Raw genomic sequence first — 14,190 nt, forward strand, 5'->3', positions numbered from 1 at the left:
TTACATTCCTGAAGTCAGCGAGATAAACAGTGGCAGCGACAGGATACACAGTACCGAGCTTAACAGCAGCACCGCTTCCGCATCCGGAGACTGCACGCCAAAGCGGTTACCGAACACCACGCCGAAGAAACCGGCAGAGAGCGCAATCATCAGGATAGCGGTGATCGCCACGGAGCCGTGCAGACCGAAGATCAGAACGATACCCCAGGCAATCGCAGGCTGGATCAGCAGCTTGGCTACGGTTGAGGTAATCACCATGGTGTTGATCTGCAGCTTACGCGCAGAGAGGATCACCCCGGTCAGGAACAGCGCGGCAGCCGTTGCAGAAAGCCCCAGTGGCTTAATGGCGGCCAGAACAAGTTCAGGCATTTTGATGCCGACTGCAGACAAAATCACACCCAGCAGGGGTCCCATCACAATCGGTTTTTTAATCGAGCGCCACATCAGCACCGGCAGCATCGAGAGCGTTGAACCGGAGTTATTGCCTTCGGCACGCGCTTTTTCACGTTCCAGAATCAGCAGGCAGAACGGCGTCATCAGTACCGAACCACAGGCAATAGAGACCGCCACGGACAGTGAGGTTGAAGAGCTTTCACCCAGCACACTGCCCAGAATCGGCAAGCCAAGCGCGGCATAGTTTGGCAGCGCAACCGTCAGCGTAAGCACGGCGGCATCCTGTGGGGATTTTTTAAAGACGCTGGTCGCGAGGAAGTAAATGGCCGCGTAGGTTATCCACATCGCCAGGGTCAGCACCAGAATCAGCGGTGACTGGGCTACGATGCCAGTCCACGGGGTTTGCACCGTGGCGCTGAACAGCGCGGCAGGCAAAGCAAAATCCATGACGAAGATATTGAGCAGGGAGACATTTTTGTTATCGACCATCTTTGCCTTACCGGCCCAGAATCCCAGCAGCATGATGACGAAAATCGGTGCAAGAGCATGAACAATTACGTAAGTCATAATTCACCTGTAGTAAAAAAGTTTAAGCACTGGCGCGATGATTATTATTTTCAGGATGCAGGTTCCCGCGCGGACGTAACGGTTACGTCCGCGGGGAGTGCATCTGGCAGGTCTCTTTTTACTTACCAGCTTGCCCGCATGCGTTCGCGTACGAGGGCAGAGCTGCGGCGATTGTCAGCACCGAGACGGTTTTTCAGGGTGTTGTCCTGACGAGCGTCATGGATGGCCTGTTGCAGCGTGGTTTTCACCTGCGTCAGATCGTTTTCAGAAGGGGCATCCGGGTTGCTGATGTCCAGCAGGTTGGAAAGCAGCCCCAGTGTGGCGTAGTTGCTGATGTCATAGGCCATTGGCGGGATCGTTGCCGCCAGTTTTTCCAGCGCGTCCACGGTACGTAGCGTAATACGCGCCGCAGACTCTTTACCCATGGCATGGATCAGCACGCCTTTATCGTTAAAGGCAATCAGGCGGTTTGCCTGGTACCCGTGCGCCAGAAACGCGCCGGACATCGCTTTACCAACGATAAGCCCAATCACCGGATGACCGGCCAGACGCGCGTTAGCATAGGCCGCCGCCGCGCCGGCCAACGCCTGGTGAATACCAAATGCCTCTTCACGACGGCCATAGGCCTGGCTTGGCACGTCAATCACCGCCACGATCGGGCGCTTCACGGCGCTGTTGGCATCGGCGGCAACGGTTTCGCTCACCACTTTCGCCAGCGTCCAGCCTTCCAGCAGACCGACTTCCCCTTTCGCCGCACGCGGGAAGTGGTTGTTGGCATCCGGTACCACGGCAACAAAACGTACCGTTTCACCGTTAAGTTCACCATCGGCCGCCTGTACGGACGGGCATAAACCCTCCAGGCGTCTGGCGTTCGGCGCGAGTGTTTGCAGCCAGAGTTCGCCACGGCTTACTGAGTTAGTCATCATTTCACCTCCCGGGCAAAGAGCGCTTTAATCTGTTCGGCATCGGCCTGTTTGCGGGTGTCGAAATTCGTCAGACGGTTCAGGTAATCGTCATAGTTATCGGTGCGATGTTTCGCAGGCACGCCTTTGGCAATCGCGTCGTTCATCGCCGCTTTCACCGCGTTCACGCCATCGCCAACCAGCGCATCCACCAGGCCGCTTTCATAGCGGACTTCGCCACCGGTCATGCTCCAGATAAACGGACGGTCGCGGGAGTCATACTCTTCAATTCCCGCTTCCTGCTCGATAACCTGAGGACCATTCAGACCGAGACGCGCTTCGCGGGTGACAATCAGGTAGCTGCACAGTGCAGCAGCGATAGACATCCCACCGAAGCAGCCCACGGTCCCGGCCACAATCCCGACTACCGGGGTGTAACGGCGCAGGTCAACAATTGCCGCATGAATATCGGCAATGGCCGCCAGGCCCAGGTTGGCTTCCTGCAGACGCACGCCGCCGGTTTCGAGACACAGTACCGCCTGCGTCGGGATCCCGTTGCGGTTATCTTCTGCCGCCAGCTCCAGCGCGGCCGCCATTTTGGCGCCAGACACTTCGCCCATACTGCCGCCCTGGAACGCACCTTCGATCGCCACCACTACCGCAGGCTGGCCGTTGAGGGTGCCTTTGGCGACCACCATGCCGTCATCGGCCTGAGGAACGATGCCCTGCGGCCCCAGCCACGGGGAGATAATGCCTTCAAAAGGATCCAGCAGTTCGCGATAGCTCCCGTCGTCCAGCAATGCCTGCGCACGCTGGCGAGCTTTTAATTCAATAAAACTCCGATCATCACGCATGGCTCACCCCTTCAAAAACCTGTTCGATACGAATGCGTGCCACCCCCGGCGTCGCGCCAAAGTCGTGGATCGTCAGTTTTCCTGCAGGCAGGCTGCTGACGGTGTGCAGGCGGTTGAATAACGCCTCCCAGCGACCGCGGCTGTTGTCGACGGACGTGGTGATATCAATGGTTAACGTCTGGCCCGGTTCGGCGGCAAACAGCACCTCCATATCCCCGGAACCAACAACCCCTGCGAGCGCTTTGCCGCTTAACGCGCGGCTCGCTGGCATGGTTAATGTGATTTTTTCCATAACATCCTCTTAATGCTTTGAATAAGGCGTTTCGATGCGATCGAGAAACAGCGTGGCGGCAAGCAGGTCGGCTGCTCCGCCCGGTGAGGCATTGAGTGCCAGCATGTGGCGGTCTAATCTCGCCAGCGCCATCTGGCCTGCGGATGTCGCGCATCCTCCGGCGCTCAGCACCGCACGCGCACCGTTCTGCATGGCCTCCAGCCCCGCCATCCCGGCGCGCGACAGCACGCAGGTGTCGGTAAGCGACGTCATGATGGCCATCAGCGCATCGAGCCTTGCATACGTTTCGCTGCTGCCGTTAAGACGGCTCAGACGAAGCTGCGGCAGAGCACGCTGCATCACGTGTGGAAATGCCTGCTGGGCCTCTTCACGTGCGCCCGGAACCCGGTAGCGGCGCGTGGCGCGTAGCCCTTTGCTGAACACTTTCGGCGCCGCGTCATCGGGCAGTTTCGCCAGCTGTGCCGCGGTATTCGCTACCGCCTGCGCGCTGGCATCGCCACCGAGCATCGCCACGGCACTGACCAGCAGCCCCAGCGCCCAAATCGCGCCGCGGTGGGTATTTACACCGTCGGTAGCCGCCATCATCTGCTGCTCACCTTCACGGCCGAGCCGCCCTATGGTTTGCCTGAGCGCAATATCCGCCGGACGCTGCCAGCTGTGTTGCGCCAGCGCCTGAAACGTGGGGGTCAGGCTGCGCGCGGAACGCTCCATCAACGCGAGCGACAGATCGTGGTGCGCGCCGTTCCCCCGACTGTCCACCAGACCGGGTTTCGGGCTTAACTGTGCTTCGTCAATCAGACACTGCGTGGCGGTTCGCGCCAGCCATTCGGCACCGCCTTCAACCTGAATCTGGGGCAGAAGTTTCATTACCAGCTCCGGAATTTCGCAGGTGGGTTGTAAAGACCGCCAGACCATTCAACCAGGTCTGACACGCTGCCTGCTGCCAGCAGAGAACGGGTGGCATCGGTGCGGCGAATCCCCATATCTTCCGGGTAAACCACTTTGCCGCTCTGGCGCAACTGCGCCACACGTTTGGCATCGACGCCCAGACCGATATCGGTGATCCCCGCGACGGCCGCAACCATCGCCCGGCGCTCTTCCAGACTTTCTGCGCGATAGAGGTAAGCAATCCCCTCTTCCGTCAGCACATGTGTAACGTCGTCGCCGTAGATCATGACCGGAGCCAGAGGCATCCCGGACGCTTTCGCAACGTCAACAGCATCGAGTTTTTCCACAAAGGTCGGTTTCACGCCTGCCTGGAAGGTTTCCACCATCTGGACGACGAGTTTTTTACCGCGCTGCATCGGATCAGGTTCGGTGATCATGTTCAGCCAGGCCGGGGTGGCATGACGACGACCATGCGGGTCATGGCCCATGTTTGGCGCACCGCCGAAACCAGAGAGACGACCACGGGTCACGGTTGAGGAGTTGGCATACCCGTCGACCTGCAGGGTTGAGCCGATGAACATATCAACGGCGTACTGGCCTGCCAGCTGACAGAAGGCGCGGTTGGAACGCATAGAGCCGTCGGCACCGGTAAAGAAGATATCCGGACGTGCACGAATGTACTCTTCCATCCCCAGTTCGCCGCCGAAGCAGTGCACGCTTTCCACCCAGCCGCTTTCAATCGCCGGGATCAGGGTTGGGTGCGGGTTAAGGGTCCAGTGTTTACAGATTTTGCCTTTGAGGCCGAGCTGTTCACCGTAGGTCGGCAGCAGCAGTTCAATCGCCGCGGTATTGAAACCAATCCCGTGGTTCAGGGATTGCACCTGATGTTCCGCATAAATGCCCTTAATGGCCATCATCGCCATCAGGATATGTTCCTGTTTGATGAGACGCGGGTCGCGGGTAAACAGCGGTTCGATAAAGAACGGTTTGTCGGCCACCACCACGAAGTCAATCCAGGAGCCGGGAATATCAACGCGCGGCAGGTCGCATTCGTCGTCCACCAGCTCATTCACCTGTGCGATGACAATGCCGTCATGGAACGCGGCCGCTTCCACCAGCGCGGGGGTATCTTCGGTGCTTGCGCCGGTATAAAGATTACCTTTTCGGTCCGCTTTAAAGCCGGCAATCAGCGCCACGTTTGGCGAGAGATCCACGTACAGACGTGAATAGAGTTCTATGTAGGTATGGATAGCGCCAATTTCGAGCTGACCATCTTCCAGCAGCTGCGAGATGCGCAGGCTCTGGGTACCGGAGAAGGAGAAGTCCAGCTTGCGGGCGATACCTTTCTCAAAGATATCCAGATGCTCGCTACGGCCCACGCTTGGCATAATCATGTGCAGGTCATGCACGATTTGCGGGTTCACTTCAGCCAGCGAGCGTGAAAGGAAATCGGCCTGCTTCTGGTTATTACCTTCCAGAACGACTTTGTCGCCAGGCGCGATCAGTTTTTCCAGCATGGCGACAAGATCGCCGGTTGGCAGTACCTTGCCCTGCACCGGTACGGAGGCCAGACGACGCGCTTTCTCGGTGCGTCGTGTGTTCCATTGCCGGGTGGGTGTTTGCCCAGATAACATTATTAACCTCCTGATTCAGCACATCATTATGATTTGCTTAACGTTGAGTAAAGTGTGCGCTGTGGCGAGGAAGTCATCAATTAAGCGCAGGGCGGAATCATTAGCCTGAGAGTAATAATCAAGGTAAATATTTGTGATCGAGATCAGTTCATGTTTCGGAAAACCAGGCTAAACGGGGTACAATTCGGAAAGAACAGAAAATAACTGACAAGAATTAGCATCGCCGTTATGAGCCAAATCATTCCATCAGACTTCGACATCATCGCCGAAGACAGCACCGAGTTCGTGCCTATGCGCGGCGTGGCCAATTGCCATCTGCAGACCATGCTGCCGCGACTCATCCGCCGTAAGGTTCAGTTCACGCCGCACTGGCAACGGCTGGACTTACCGGACGGTGACTTTCTGGACCTGGCATGGAGCGAAGAGCCAGAACAGGCGCGCCACAAGCCGCGTCTGGTGGTTTTTCACGGTCTGGAAGGCAGTCTGCACAGCCCCTATGCACACGGGCTCATCCAGGCGGCCAAAGCGCGGGGCTGGCTCGGCGTGGTGATGCACTTTCGCGGCTGTAGCGGCGAACCGAATCGCCAGAAGCGCATCTATCACTCGGGTGAAACCGAAGACGGCACCTGGTTTTTACACTGGTTACGGGAAAACTTTGGTACCGTCCCGACGGCGGCCGTGGGCTACTCGCTGGGTGGCAATATGCTGGCCTGCCTGCTGGCAAAAGAGGGCGACACCGTGCCGCTGGACGCGGCCGTCATTGTCTCCGCGCCCTTTATGCTGGAGCAGTGCAGCTACCATATGGAGAAAGGCTTTTCCCGGGTCTATCAGCGTTACCTGCTCAACCTGCTGAAAGCCAACGCGGCGCGCAAGCTGAAAGCCTATCCGGATACGCTGCCGGTGAGCCTGCGTCAGTTGAAAAAGGTCCGTCGCATCCGCGAATTCGACGATCTGATCACCGCCAAAATTCACGGTTTTGCCGATGCGATTGACTACTATCGTCAGTGCAGCGCCATGCCGCTGCTCAGCAAGATCACGCAACCGACGCTTATCATTCATGCCAAAGATGACCCGTTTATGGATCATCACTCTATCCCCGCGCAGGAATTTTTGCCTGCCAACGTTCACTACCAGCTGACAGAGCATGGTGGTCACGTGGGGTTCATCGGTGGAACGTTGCGCCGCCCGAAAATGTGGCTGGAGTCGCGTATTCCTGACTGGCTTACCCCTTATCTGGACGGTGCAAAATGATTATTCCGTGGCAGGACCTCTCCCCCGACACGCTCGATAATCTGATTGAAAGCTTTGTCTTGCGCGAAGGTACCGATTATGGTGAACATGAACGTTCGCTTGAGCAAAAGGTCAACGATGTGAAGCGCCAGCTCAAAAGCGGCGACGTGGTGCTGGTATGGTCTGAACTGCATGAGACGGTCAATATCATTCCCCGCAACGCGTTTCATGGCTGATCTTTAAACCTTTCCAGTCAGGGAGTTGCTATGTCTGCCAGACATCCGGTTATTGCCGTTACGGGTTCGAGTGGTGCGGGAACCACCACGACCAGCCTCGCTTTTCGTAAGATTTTCGCCCAACTGAATCTCCGTGCGGCGGAGGTCGAAGGCGATAGCTTTCACCGCTACACGCGCCCGGAGATGGATATGGCTATCCGCAAGGCGCGCGATCTGGGTAAACACATCAGCTACTTCGGCCCGGAGGCCAATGACTTCGGCCTGCTGGAGCAAACCTTTCAGGAGTACGGCCAGAGCGGCAAGGGGCAGTCACGCAAATATCTGCACACCTACGATGAAGCCGTTCCCTGGAACCAGGTGCCCGGCACCTTTACCCCCTGGCAACCGCTGCCGGAACCGACCGACGTCCTGTTTTACGAAGGGTTGCACGGTGGCGTGGTGACGCCGCAGCATGACGTGGCGCGTCACGTGGATCTGCTGGTTGGCGTGGTGCCCATCGTGAACCTTGAGTGGATCCAGAAGCTGACGCGTGACATCAGCGAGCGCGGCCATTCACGCGAGGCGGTGATGGATTCCGTCGTGCGCTCCATGGAAGACTACATTACTTACCTGACGCCGCAGTTCTCCCGCACGCATATCAACTTCCAGCGCGTACCGACAGTGGACACCTCTAACCCGTTCGCCGCCAAAAGTATCCCGTCGCTGGATGAGAGCTTTGTGGTTATCCATTTCCGCAATCTCGACGGCATTGATTACCCCTGGCTGCTGGCGATGCTGCAGGGCTCATTTATTTCGCACATGAATACGTTAGTGGTTCCGGGCGGAAAAATGGGGCTGGCAATGGAATTAATTATGATGCCGCTGGTGCAGCGGTTGATAGAAGGGAAGAAAATCGCCTGATGATTTCCCTCTCCGCGTGGGAGAGGGCTTCGGTGAGGGCATCGGGGTGAACGATGCCCCCCAATATCAGGCGTCGATCACTTCATACGAATGCGTAATTTTTACCGCTTTCTCGAGCATTAACGCGACCGAGCAGTATTTCTCCGCTGAAAGATCGACCGCGCGTGAGACCGCCGCGTCTTTCAGTTCTTTCCCGCTGACGATGAAATGCAGGTTAATGTGGGTGAACAGGCGTGGTGCCTCTTCGCGGCGTTCTGAGGTGAGTTTTACTTCGCAGTCGGTCACATCGTGCCGGCCTTTTTGCAGGATCGACACCACATCAATTGCGCTGCATCCACCTGCTGCCATGAGCACCATTTCCATTGGGCTTGGTGCTTTATCGCCGGAGTTACCATCCATCAAAATCTGGTGTCCTGAAGCGGACTCGCCCAGGAACGTTAAACCTTCAACCCATTTCACACGCGCTTGCATATTCACTCACTCCAACGTTGCATTTTTGGTGACAGATTACGCGTTCGTTACATTTCTCGCAATGGAAGGCGACCTGCGTCATGCTGAAGCGAGACACCAGGAGACACGCGGCGAAAGCTATGCTAAAACACTCAGGATGCTACAGTAATACATTGACGTTACACATGTATGCAGAGGACATCAAACTTTACTGGCTGCGAAACGTTACGATAGCCGACTTCCCAGGGTATGGGTAAGAATTCGATTGCAACCCCAGAGTCCGGATGCATCTTATGACTCTGGTGACAGCTTATAACAGAGGATAACAGCGCATGGTGCTTGGCAAACCGCAAACAGACCCGACTCTCGAATGGTTCTTGTCTCATTGCCACATTCATAAGTACCCATCGAAGAGCACGCTGATTCACCAGGGTGAAAAAGCGGAAACGTTGTATTACATCGTCAAAGGCTCGGTGGCAGTGCTGATCAAAGATGAAGAAGGGAAAGAGATGATCCTTTCTTATCTGAACCAGGGCGATTTCATCGGTGAACTGGGCCTGTTTGAAGAAGGCCAGGAACGTAGCGCCTGGGTTCGTGCAAAGACAGCATGTGAAGTGGCTGAAATTTCCTACAAGAAATTCCGTCAGTTGATTCAGGTTAACCCTGACATCCTGATGCGTCTTTCTTCGCAGATGGCGCGCCGTCTGCAGGTGACATCTGAGAAAGTGGGTAACCTCGCCTTCCTGGACGTGACCGGCCGTATCGCTCAGACCCTGCTGAATCTGGCGAAACAACCCGATGCGATGACTCACCCTGATGGCATGCAAATTAAAATTACCCGTCAGGAAATCGGTCAGATTGTCGGTTGCTCCCGTGAAACAGTGGGCCGTATTCTGAAAATGCTGGAAGATCAGAACCTGATCTCCGCACACGGTAAAACCATCGTGGTTTACGGAACGCGTTAATTCCGCTCAAACGGCGTGCCATCGCAAGGTGTCACGCCGTTTTTGTCTCTATTCCCCATGTGGCGCAGGCTGATTTATCACCCGGAAGTTAACTACGCACTGCGACAAACGCTGGTGTTGTGCCTTCCTGTGGCCGTGGGCCTGATTCTGGGCCATCTTCAGCAAGGTCTGCTCTTCTCTCTCGTTCCCGCCTGCTGCAACATTGCCGGTCTGGATACACCGCATAAGCGCTTTTTCAAACGGCTGATCGTGGGCGGCTCGCTGTTTGCGGGTTGTAGCCTCGCCGTACAGCTTTTGCTGGCCCGCGATATCCCGCTGCCGCTGATCCTCACCGTCCTGGCGATGACCCTGGGCGTAACCGCTGAAATCAGCTCACTGCACGCGCGTTTGCTTCCCGCGTCGCTGATTGCCGCCATCTTCACGCTGAGCCTTGCGGGCAACATGCCGGTGTGGGAGCCGCTACTGATCTACGCCCTCGGTACGCTGTGGTACGGGCTGTTTAACTGGTTTTGGTTCTGGCTGTGGCGGGAACAGCCCCTGCGGGAATCCCTGAGCCTGCTCTACGTGCAGCTGGCGGATTACTGTGAAGCCAAATACACCTTGCTCACCCAGCATACCGATCCAGAAAAATCACTGCCGCCCCTGCTGACGCGTCAGCAAAAGGTGGTGGACCTGATAAGCCAGTGTTATCAGCAGCTGCATATGCTCGCCGCCAATAAGAACCACGAATATAAGCGGCTACTGCGCGTCTTCCAGGTGGGGCTGGACTTACAGGAGCATATCTCCGTGAGCCTGCACCAGCCGCAGGAGGTGCAAAAACTGGTCGAGCGCAGCCATGCCGAAGCGGTGATCCGCTGGAACGCACAAACCGTCTCCGCGCGCCTTCGGGTGCTGGCTGACGATATTCTGTATCACCGCTACCCCACGCGCTTTAACATGGACAAACAGCTCGGCGCGCTGGAGAAGATTGCCCGTCAGCATGAAGACAACCCGGTGGGTCAGTTTGCCGCCTGGCACTTCAGCCGTATCGCCCGCGTGTTACGAACCCAGCGTCCGCTTTATCCGCGCGACCTGATGGCCGACAAACAAAAACGCCTGCCGCTGCTGCCGGCGCTCAGAAGCTACCTCTCCCTTAAATCATCTGCCCTGCGCAACGCCGCGCGAATTAGCGTGATGCTGAGCATTGCCAGCCTGATGGGCATGGCGCTGCATCTGCCCAAACCGTACTGGATTTTAATGACCATCTTGTTTGTCACCCAGAACGGCTATGGCGCGACGCGGGTGCGCATTCTGCACCGGGCAGGCGGAACGATGGCGGGGCTGATCATTGCGGGCGTTACGCTGCACTTTCACGTGCCGGAAGGCTATACGCTGGCAGGGATGCTGGTGATCACGATGGTGAGCTACCTGATCATCCGCAAAAACTACGGCTGGGCGATGGTGGGCTTTACGGTAACGGCGGTGTATACCCTGCAGTTGCTCACGCTCAACGGCGAGCAGTTTATTATCGCCAGGCTGGTCGATACCCTGATTGGCTGCCTGATTGCCTTTGGCGGCATGGTCTGGCTGTGGCCTCAGTGGCAAAGCGGGCTGCTCAGACAGAACGCCCACGATGCGCTGGAGGCCGACCAGCAGGCCATTCGCCTGATCCTGAGTGACGACCCGCAGCCCTCCCCGCTGGCGTATCAGCGGATGAAGGTCAACCAGGCGCATAACGCCCTGTTTAACTCGCTGAATCAGGCAATGCAGGAGCCCGGCTTTAACTCGCACTATCTGGCGGACATGAAGCTCTGGGTGACGCACAGCCAGTTTATCGTTGAGCATATCAACGCCATGACCACGCTGGCGCGGGAACATACGATGCTGACGCCCGATCTGGCGCAGCGCTACCTGCAGTCGTGTGAGATTGCCCTGCAGCGGTGTCAGCAGCGACTCGAGTATGACGCGCCTGGCGAGTCAGGGGATTCGAACATTCTGGAGGCGCCAGAGACGCTCACCCACGGGCCAATGAGTACCCTGGAGCAGCATCTGCAGCGCGTTCTCGGGCATCTGAACACCATGCACACCATTTCGTCGGTAGCATGGCGTCAGCGCCCTCACCACGGGATATGGTTAACCCGTCGCTTAACGCGAACAGAGTCTTAAGCGTTTACGATCTTCGCGACCGCCGCGGCAAAACGGTTTAACCCGTCTTCAATGTCCTGATTTTCGACCACCAGCGACGGCGCAAAGCGCATCACGTCCGGCCCGGCATTGAGCACCATCACCCCTTCATGGGCGGCGGCGTGCAGGAAATCGCGCGCACGGCCTTTGTACTGTGGCTTCAGCTCCGCGCCGATCAGTAACCCCATCCCGCGGATCTCGCTGAAGACGTCATACTGGTCATCAATCTGCTGCAAATGCGTCACGAAAAGCTCACGCTTCGCGTTGACGCCGCTCAGAACCTCAGGGGTATTGATAATGTCGAACGCGGCACCCGCGACGGCACTCGCCAGCGGGTTGCCGCCGTATGTGGAGCCGTGGGAACCCACATGGAATGCGGAGGCAATCTCCTGCGTCGTTAATACCGCACTGACCGGGAAGCCGCCGCCGAGCGCTTTGGCGCTGGTCAGAATATCCGGCGTCACGCCGTAATGCATGTAGGCAAACAGGGAGCCGGTACGGCCCATCCCGCACTGCACTTCATCAAATACCAGCAGCGCCTGATGCTCATCGCACAGGTCGCGCAGCCCTTTCAGGAACTCCGGCGTGGCAGCCGTTACGCCGCCCTCTCCCTGGATCGGCTCCACCACCACCGCACAGGTGTGGTCATCCATTACCGCTTTTACCGCATGCAGATCGTTAAACGGCACATGGATAATATCGGCCGGTTTTGGTCCAAAACCGTCGGAATACTTTGGCTGTCCGCCGACGGAAACGGTAAACAGCGAGCGACCGTGGAAGGCGTTGTGGAAAGCAATGATTTTGGTTTTGTACGGGCTGTGGCGCGTGGAGGCATAGTAGCGCGCCAGTTTGAAGGCGGTTTCGTTCGCTTCTGTACCGGAGTTCATAAACAGCACGCGTTCGGCGAAGGTCGCGCTGATTAACTTGCGGCCCAGACGCAGCGCCGGTTCGTTGGTAAAGACGTTGCTGGTATGCCACAGGGTTTCCCCCTGGGTTTTCAGCGCCTCCACCAGCGCAGGATGGCAATGACCCAGCGCCGTCACCGCAATCCCGCCGGCGAAATCAACATACTCTTTCCCCTGCTGATCCCAGACTCGGCTGCCTTTCCCTTTTACCGGGATAAACTCAGCCGGTGCATAAATCGGCAGAATGACTTCATCGAATGTCGCGCGGGTAATTGCAGATTGTTCAGTTGCCATGTCATGACCATCCATTTTATGTCACAGTGATTGTGAAAATATAATCACAAAATATGCATAAAAAATCACAGCAAGGCAACCACTATTCAACGATTGAGGAAATTTGCCAGCAGCTGGTGTCCCTGCTCGCTGAGGATACTCTCCGGGTGGAATTGCACCCCTTCGAGGTCCCATTCACGATGCCGAATCCCCATGATCTCCCGGGTATCGCTCCAGGCGGTAACCTCAAAGCATTCCGGCAGCGTTGACGGGTCAATGACCAGCGAATGGTAGCGCGTCACGGTAAGCGGATTATTAAGCCCCGTAAACACGCCCGTGCCGGTATGGGTCACCGGCGCGGTTTTGCCATGCATCACTTTGGCGGCGCGCACAATGGTGGCACCAAACACCTGCCCAATGGCCTGGTGGCCCAGGCAGACGCCAAGAATGGGCAGCTTACCGGCGTAGTGACGAATGACATCCAGCGAAATGCCCGATTCCGACGGCGTGCAGGGCCCCGGCGAGATAACGATTTTCTGCGGGGCAAGCGCGTCGATTTCGGCCAGGCTGATGTCGTCGTTGCGGCGGACCACCACCTCTGCACCCAGTTCACAAAAATACTGGTAAAGGTTCCAGGTGAAGGAATCGTAGTTATCAATCAGCAGAATCATGGCGGCTCCAGAAAAACGTGCCGCCCTATTCTACTCAGTTTCCCGCGCTTCGCTCACTACTTTGGCAAAGATGGCGTTCAGGGCCGTTAAATCGCCCATTGCGCCGCTCTGGTTGGCCGCCGCCCATTTGCCCGGGTCGATATCTTTCCAGCTCAGCTGATAGCCTGCATGGATGGCGAGTTGTTCGAAGAAGATCCGCTGAGCGATACCGTTGCCAATCCGGAAGGGATGGAGCACGTTGATCTCACAGTAGTAGTGACTCAGGCGGGCCACAAACTCCTCTTTCTGCAGACCGTTGAGATACCCCTCTTCCTCGAGATCCTGCATCAGGACATTGCCCTCTTTCTCGATGTAGGCGAAGTGGCAGAAGCGGGTGTCGCCCTGATAAATATCGATTTCGCGGATATCGCCCGCCCAGTCAAAAATATCCTGATAAAGGTGGCGGTGGATTGCACAGAGATGCGGCAACCCCGGCGCCGACGGGCCTAAGCCGAGCGTCGCCACCCGCAGCGCGGTGATCTCATAGGATGCCTTTGCAAGACGGTCAGCCTGACGGATATTCAGACGGTTACGCATCACATTCAGACCCGGGTAGAGATACGGGTCACGATCGTCACCGATTTTATCGCTCATAGTGCCTCCTGAGTTCTTCAAGACGGCTTTGCGCATCCTGGGCGTTTAGCGTAACGAGCGGGCTATCAACCCCCTCAAGGCGGCGGCTGGCCTGGAAATTACTGTTTCGCTGCTGCTCCCAGAGACGGGATTTTTGCTTATCGGTGAGTTTTTTCACTTAACGCCTCCCTGAAGATGTCCGTGTGCCACAAGTATAAGCAGCAAAACGCGCTTTCGCAGGGAGGGGAGCGAAAC

General features: G+C 57.0%; 16 protein-coding genes. 5 read left to right on the forward strand and 11 right to left on the reverse strand.

The features are described from left to right. The 6 genes from QLG09_RS03005 to mdcA form a co-directional block, all read right to left on the reverse strand. Entirely contained in the window at positions 1 to 960 is a 960-nt protein-coding gene (locus QLG09_RS03005) for an AEC family transporter (protein WP_049023801.1), read from the reverse strand. A 122-nt stretch (positions 961 to 1,082) separates the two neighbouring features. Further along, positions 1,083 to 1,883, reverse strand: a complete 801-nt coding sequence (mdcE, locus tag QLG09_RS03010) for a biotin-independent malonate decarboxylase subunit gamma (RefSeq protein ID WP_032670503.1) — start codon at positions 1,881 to 1,883, stop codon at positions 1,083 to 1,085. Then, positions 1,883 to 2,716 carry a biotin-independent malonate decarboxylase subunit beta gene (locus QLG09_RS03015; protein ID WP_014171921.1) on the reverse strand — a complete coding sequence of 278 codons (834 nt, stop codon included), beginning with the start codon at positions 2,714 to 2,716 and terminating at the stop codon, positions 1,883 to 1,885. The genes mdcE and QLG09_RS03015 overlap by 1 nt, the downstream gene beginning before the upstream one ends. Continuing rightward, positions 2,709 to 3,008 (reverse strand): malonate decarboxylase acyl carrier protein, encoded by a 300-nt coding sequence (gene mdcC / locus QLG09_RS03020; RefSeq protein WP_020884595.1) that lies wholly within the window; start codon positions 3,006 to 3,008, stop codon positions 2,709 to 2,711. The genes QLG09_RS03015 and mdcC overlap by 8 nt, the downstream gene beginning before the upstream one ends. 9 nt (positions 3,009 to 3,017) lie before the next feature. Continuing rightward, the gene (locus QLG09_RS03025; protein ID WP_020884594.1) at positions 3,018 to 3,875 is read right to left on the reverse strand and encodes a triphosphoribosyl-dephospho-CoA synthase; all 858 of its coding nucleotides are present in this window, start codon (positions 3,873 to 3,875) and stop codon (positions 3,018 to 3,020) included. Continuing rightward, on the reverse strand, positions 3,875 to 5,530 hold the full coding sequence (mdcA, locus tag QLG09_RS03030) for a malonate decarboxylase subunit alpha (protein ID WP_014171924.1): 1,656 nt from the start codon (positions 5,528 to 5,530) through the stop codon (positions 3,875 to 3,877). The genes QLG09_RS03025 and mdcA overlap by 1 nt, the downstream gene beginning before the upstream one ends. 228 nt (positions 5,531 to 5,758) lie before the next feature. Here mdcA and QLG09_RS03035 point away from each other — a divergent pair, with 228 nt between their 5' ends. The 3 genes from QLG09_RS03035 to QLG09_RS03045 are packed head-to-tail and all read left to right on the forward strand — an operon-like array spanning position 5,759 to position 7,896. Beyond that, the gene (locus QLG09_RS03035) at positions 5,759 to 6,781 is read left to right on the forward strand and encodes a hydrolase (RefSeq protein WP_014171925.1); all 1,023 of its coding nucleotides are present in this window, start codon (positions 5,759 to 5,761) and stop codon (positions 6,779 to 6,781) included. Continuing rightward, the gene (locus QLG09_RS03040; protein WP_282488724.1) at positions 6,778 to 6,996 is read left to right on the forward strand and encodes a YheU family protein; all 219 of its coding nucleotides are present in this window, start codon (positions 6,778 to 6,780) and stop codon (positions 6,994 to 6,996) included. Before QLG09_RS03035 ends, QLG09_RS03040 begins: the two co-directional genes overlap by 4 nt. Positions 6,997 to 7,026: 30 nt before the next feature. Further along, on the forward strand, positions 7,027 to 7,896 hold the full coding sequence (locus tag QLG09_RS03045) for a phosphoribulokinase (protein ID WP_014171927.1): 870 nt from the start codon (positions 7,027 to 7,029) through the stop codon (positions 7,894 to 7,896). 66 nt (positions 7,897 to 7,962) lie between these two features. Here the strand turns inward: QLG09_RS03045 and QLG09_RS03050 are convergent, their stop codons facing one another. Beyond that, positions 7,963 to 8,367: an OsmC family protein gene (locus QLG09_RS03050; protein WP_025202873.1), complete on the reverse strand. Its 405-nt coding sequence runs from the start codon at positions 8,365 to 8,367 to the stop codon at positions 7,963 to 7,965. Between the two features lie 311 nt (positions 8,368 to 8,678). On the opposite strand from QLG09_RS03050, the gene crp reads away from it, so the two are divergent. Together crp and QLG09_RS03060 are read left to right on the forward strand one after the other, a co-directional pair. Then, on the forward strand, positions 8,679 to 9,311 hold the full coding sequence (gene crp / locus QLG09_RS03055; RefSeq protein WP_000242758.1) for a cAMP-activated global transcriptional regulator CRP: 633 nt from the start codon (positions 8,679 to 8,681) through the stop codon (positions 9,309 to 9,311). A 57-nt stretch (positions 9,312 to 9,368) separates the two neighbouring features. Beyond that, a complete protein-coding gene (locus tag QLG09_RS03060) occupies positions 9,369 to 11,456 on the forward strand; it encodes a YccS/YhfK family putative transporter (RefSeq protein ID WP_020884592.1) in 2,088 nt (695 codons plus the stop codon). Here the strand turns inward: QLG09_RS03060 and QLG09_RS03065 are convergent. The 4 genes from QLG09_RS03065 to QLG09_RS03080 all read right to left on the reverse strand — a co-directional run bounded on the left by QLG09_RS03065 (position 11,453) and on the right by QLG09_RS03080 (position 14,113). Continuing rightward, the gene (locus tag QLG09_RS03065) at positions 11,453 to 12,673 is read right to left on the reverse strand and encodes an aspartate aminotransferase family protein (RefSeq protein WP_187393664.1); all 1,221 of its coding nucleotides are present in this window, start codon (positions 12,671 to 12,673) and stop codon (positions 11,453 to 11,455) included. The two genes, QLG09_RS03060 and QLG09_RS03065, sit on opposite strands and share 4 nt — an antisense overlap. 86 nt (positions 12,674 to 12,759) lie before the next feature. Next, positions 12,760 to 13,323: an aminodeoxychorismate synthase component 2 gene (gene pabA / locus QLG09_RS03070; RefSeq protein ID WP_049023797.1), complete on the reverse strand. Its 564-nt coding sequence runs from the start codon at positions 13,321 to 13,323 to the stop codon at positions 12,760 to 12,762. A 30-nt stretch (positions 13,324 to 13,353) separates the two neighbouring features. Continuing rightward, positions 13,354 to 13,956 carry a putative adenosine monophosphate-protein transferase Fic gene (locus tag QLG09_RS03075; protein ID WP_025202869.1) on the reverse strand — a complete coding sequence of 201 codons (603 nt, stop codon included), beginning with the start codon at positions 13,954 to 13,956 and terminating at the stop codon, positions 13,354 to 13,356. Beyond that, on the reverse strand, positions 13,946 to 14,113 hold the full coding sequence (locus tag QLG09_RS03080; RefSeq protein ID WP_014171935.1) for a YhfG family protein: 168 nt from the start codon (positions 14,111 to 14,113) through the stop codon (positions 13,946 to 13,948). The genes QLG09_RS03075 and QLG09_RS03080 overlap by 11 nt, the downstream gene beginning before the upstream one ends. Positions 14,114 to 14,190: the final 77 nt, after the last annotated feature.

This window comes from Enterobacter sp. V89_11, from assembly GCF_029967775.1.
In the GTDB taxonomy this organism is placed as follows: Bacteria; Pseudomonadota; Gammaproteobacteria; order Enterobacterales; family Enterobacteriaceae; genus Enterobacter; species Enterobacter ludwigii.

Bases quoted from the DNA above. Each gene is read 5' to 3' on its own strand.
- QLG09_RS03005 (WP_049023801.1), bottom strand. From the start codon at position 960: ATGACTTACGTAATTGTTCATGCTCTTGCACCGATTTTCGTCATCATG.
- mdcE (WP_032670503.1), bottom strand. From the start codon at position 1,883: ATGACTAACTCAGTAAGCCGTGGCGAACTCTGGCTGCAAACACTCGCG.
- QLG09_RS03015 (WP_014171921.1), bottom strand. From the start codon at position 2,716: ATGCGTGATGATCGGAGTTTTATTGAATTAAAAGCTCGCCAGCGTGCG.
- mdcC (WP_020884595.1), bottom strand. From the start codon at position 3,008: ATGGAAAAAATCACATTAACCATGCCAGCGAGCCGCGCGTTAAGCGGC.
- QLG09_RS03025 (WP_020884594.1), bottom strand. From the start codon at position 3,875: ATGAAACTTCTGCCCCAGATTCAGGTTGAAGGCGGTGCCGAATGGCTG.
- mdcA (WP_014171924.1), bottom strand. From the start codon at position 5,530: ATGTTATCTGGGCAAACACCCACCCGGCAATGGAACACACGACGCACC.
- QLG09_RS03035 (WP_014171925.1), top strand. From the start codon at position 5,759: ATGAGCCAAATCATTCCATCAGACTTCGACATCATCGCCGAAGACAGC.
- QLG09_RS03040 (WP_282488724.1), top strand. From the start codon at position 6,778: ATGATTATTCCGTGGCAGGACCTCTCCCCCGACACGCTCGATAATCTG.
- QLG09_RS03045 (WP_014171927.1), top strand. From the start codon at position 7,027: ATGTCTGCCAGACATCCGGTTATTGCCGTTACGGGTTCGAGTGGTGCG.
- QLG09_RS03050 (WP_025202873.1), bottom strand. From the start codon at position 8,367: ATGCAAGCGCGTGTGAAATGGGTTGAAGGTTTAACGTTCCTGGGCGAG.
- crp (WP_000242758.1), top strand. From the start codon at position 8,679: ATGGTGCTTGGCAAACCGCAAACAGACCCGACTCTCGAATGGTTCTTG.
- QLG09_RS03060 (WP_020884592.1), top strand. From the start codon at position 9,369: ATGTGGCGCAGGCTGATTTATCACCCGGAAGTTAACTACGCACTGCGA.
- QLG09_RS03065 (WP_187393664.1), bottom strand. From the start codon at position 12,673: ATGGCAACTGAACAATCTGCAATTACCCGCGCGACATTCGATGAAGTC.
- pabA (WP_049023797.1), bottom strand. From the start codon at position 13,323: ATGATTCTGCTGATTGATAACTACGATTCCTTCACCTGGAACCTTTAC.
- QLG09_RS03075 (WP_025202869.1), bottom strand. From the start codon at position 13,956: ATGAGCGATAAAATCGGTGACGATCGTGACCCGTATCTCTACCCGGGT.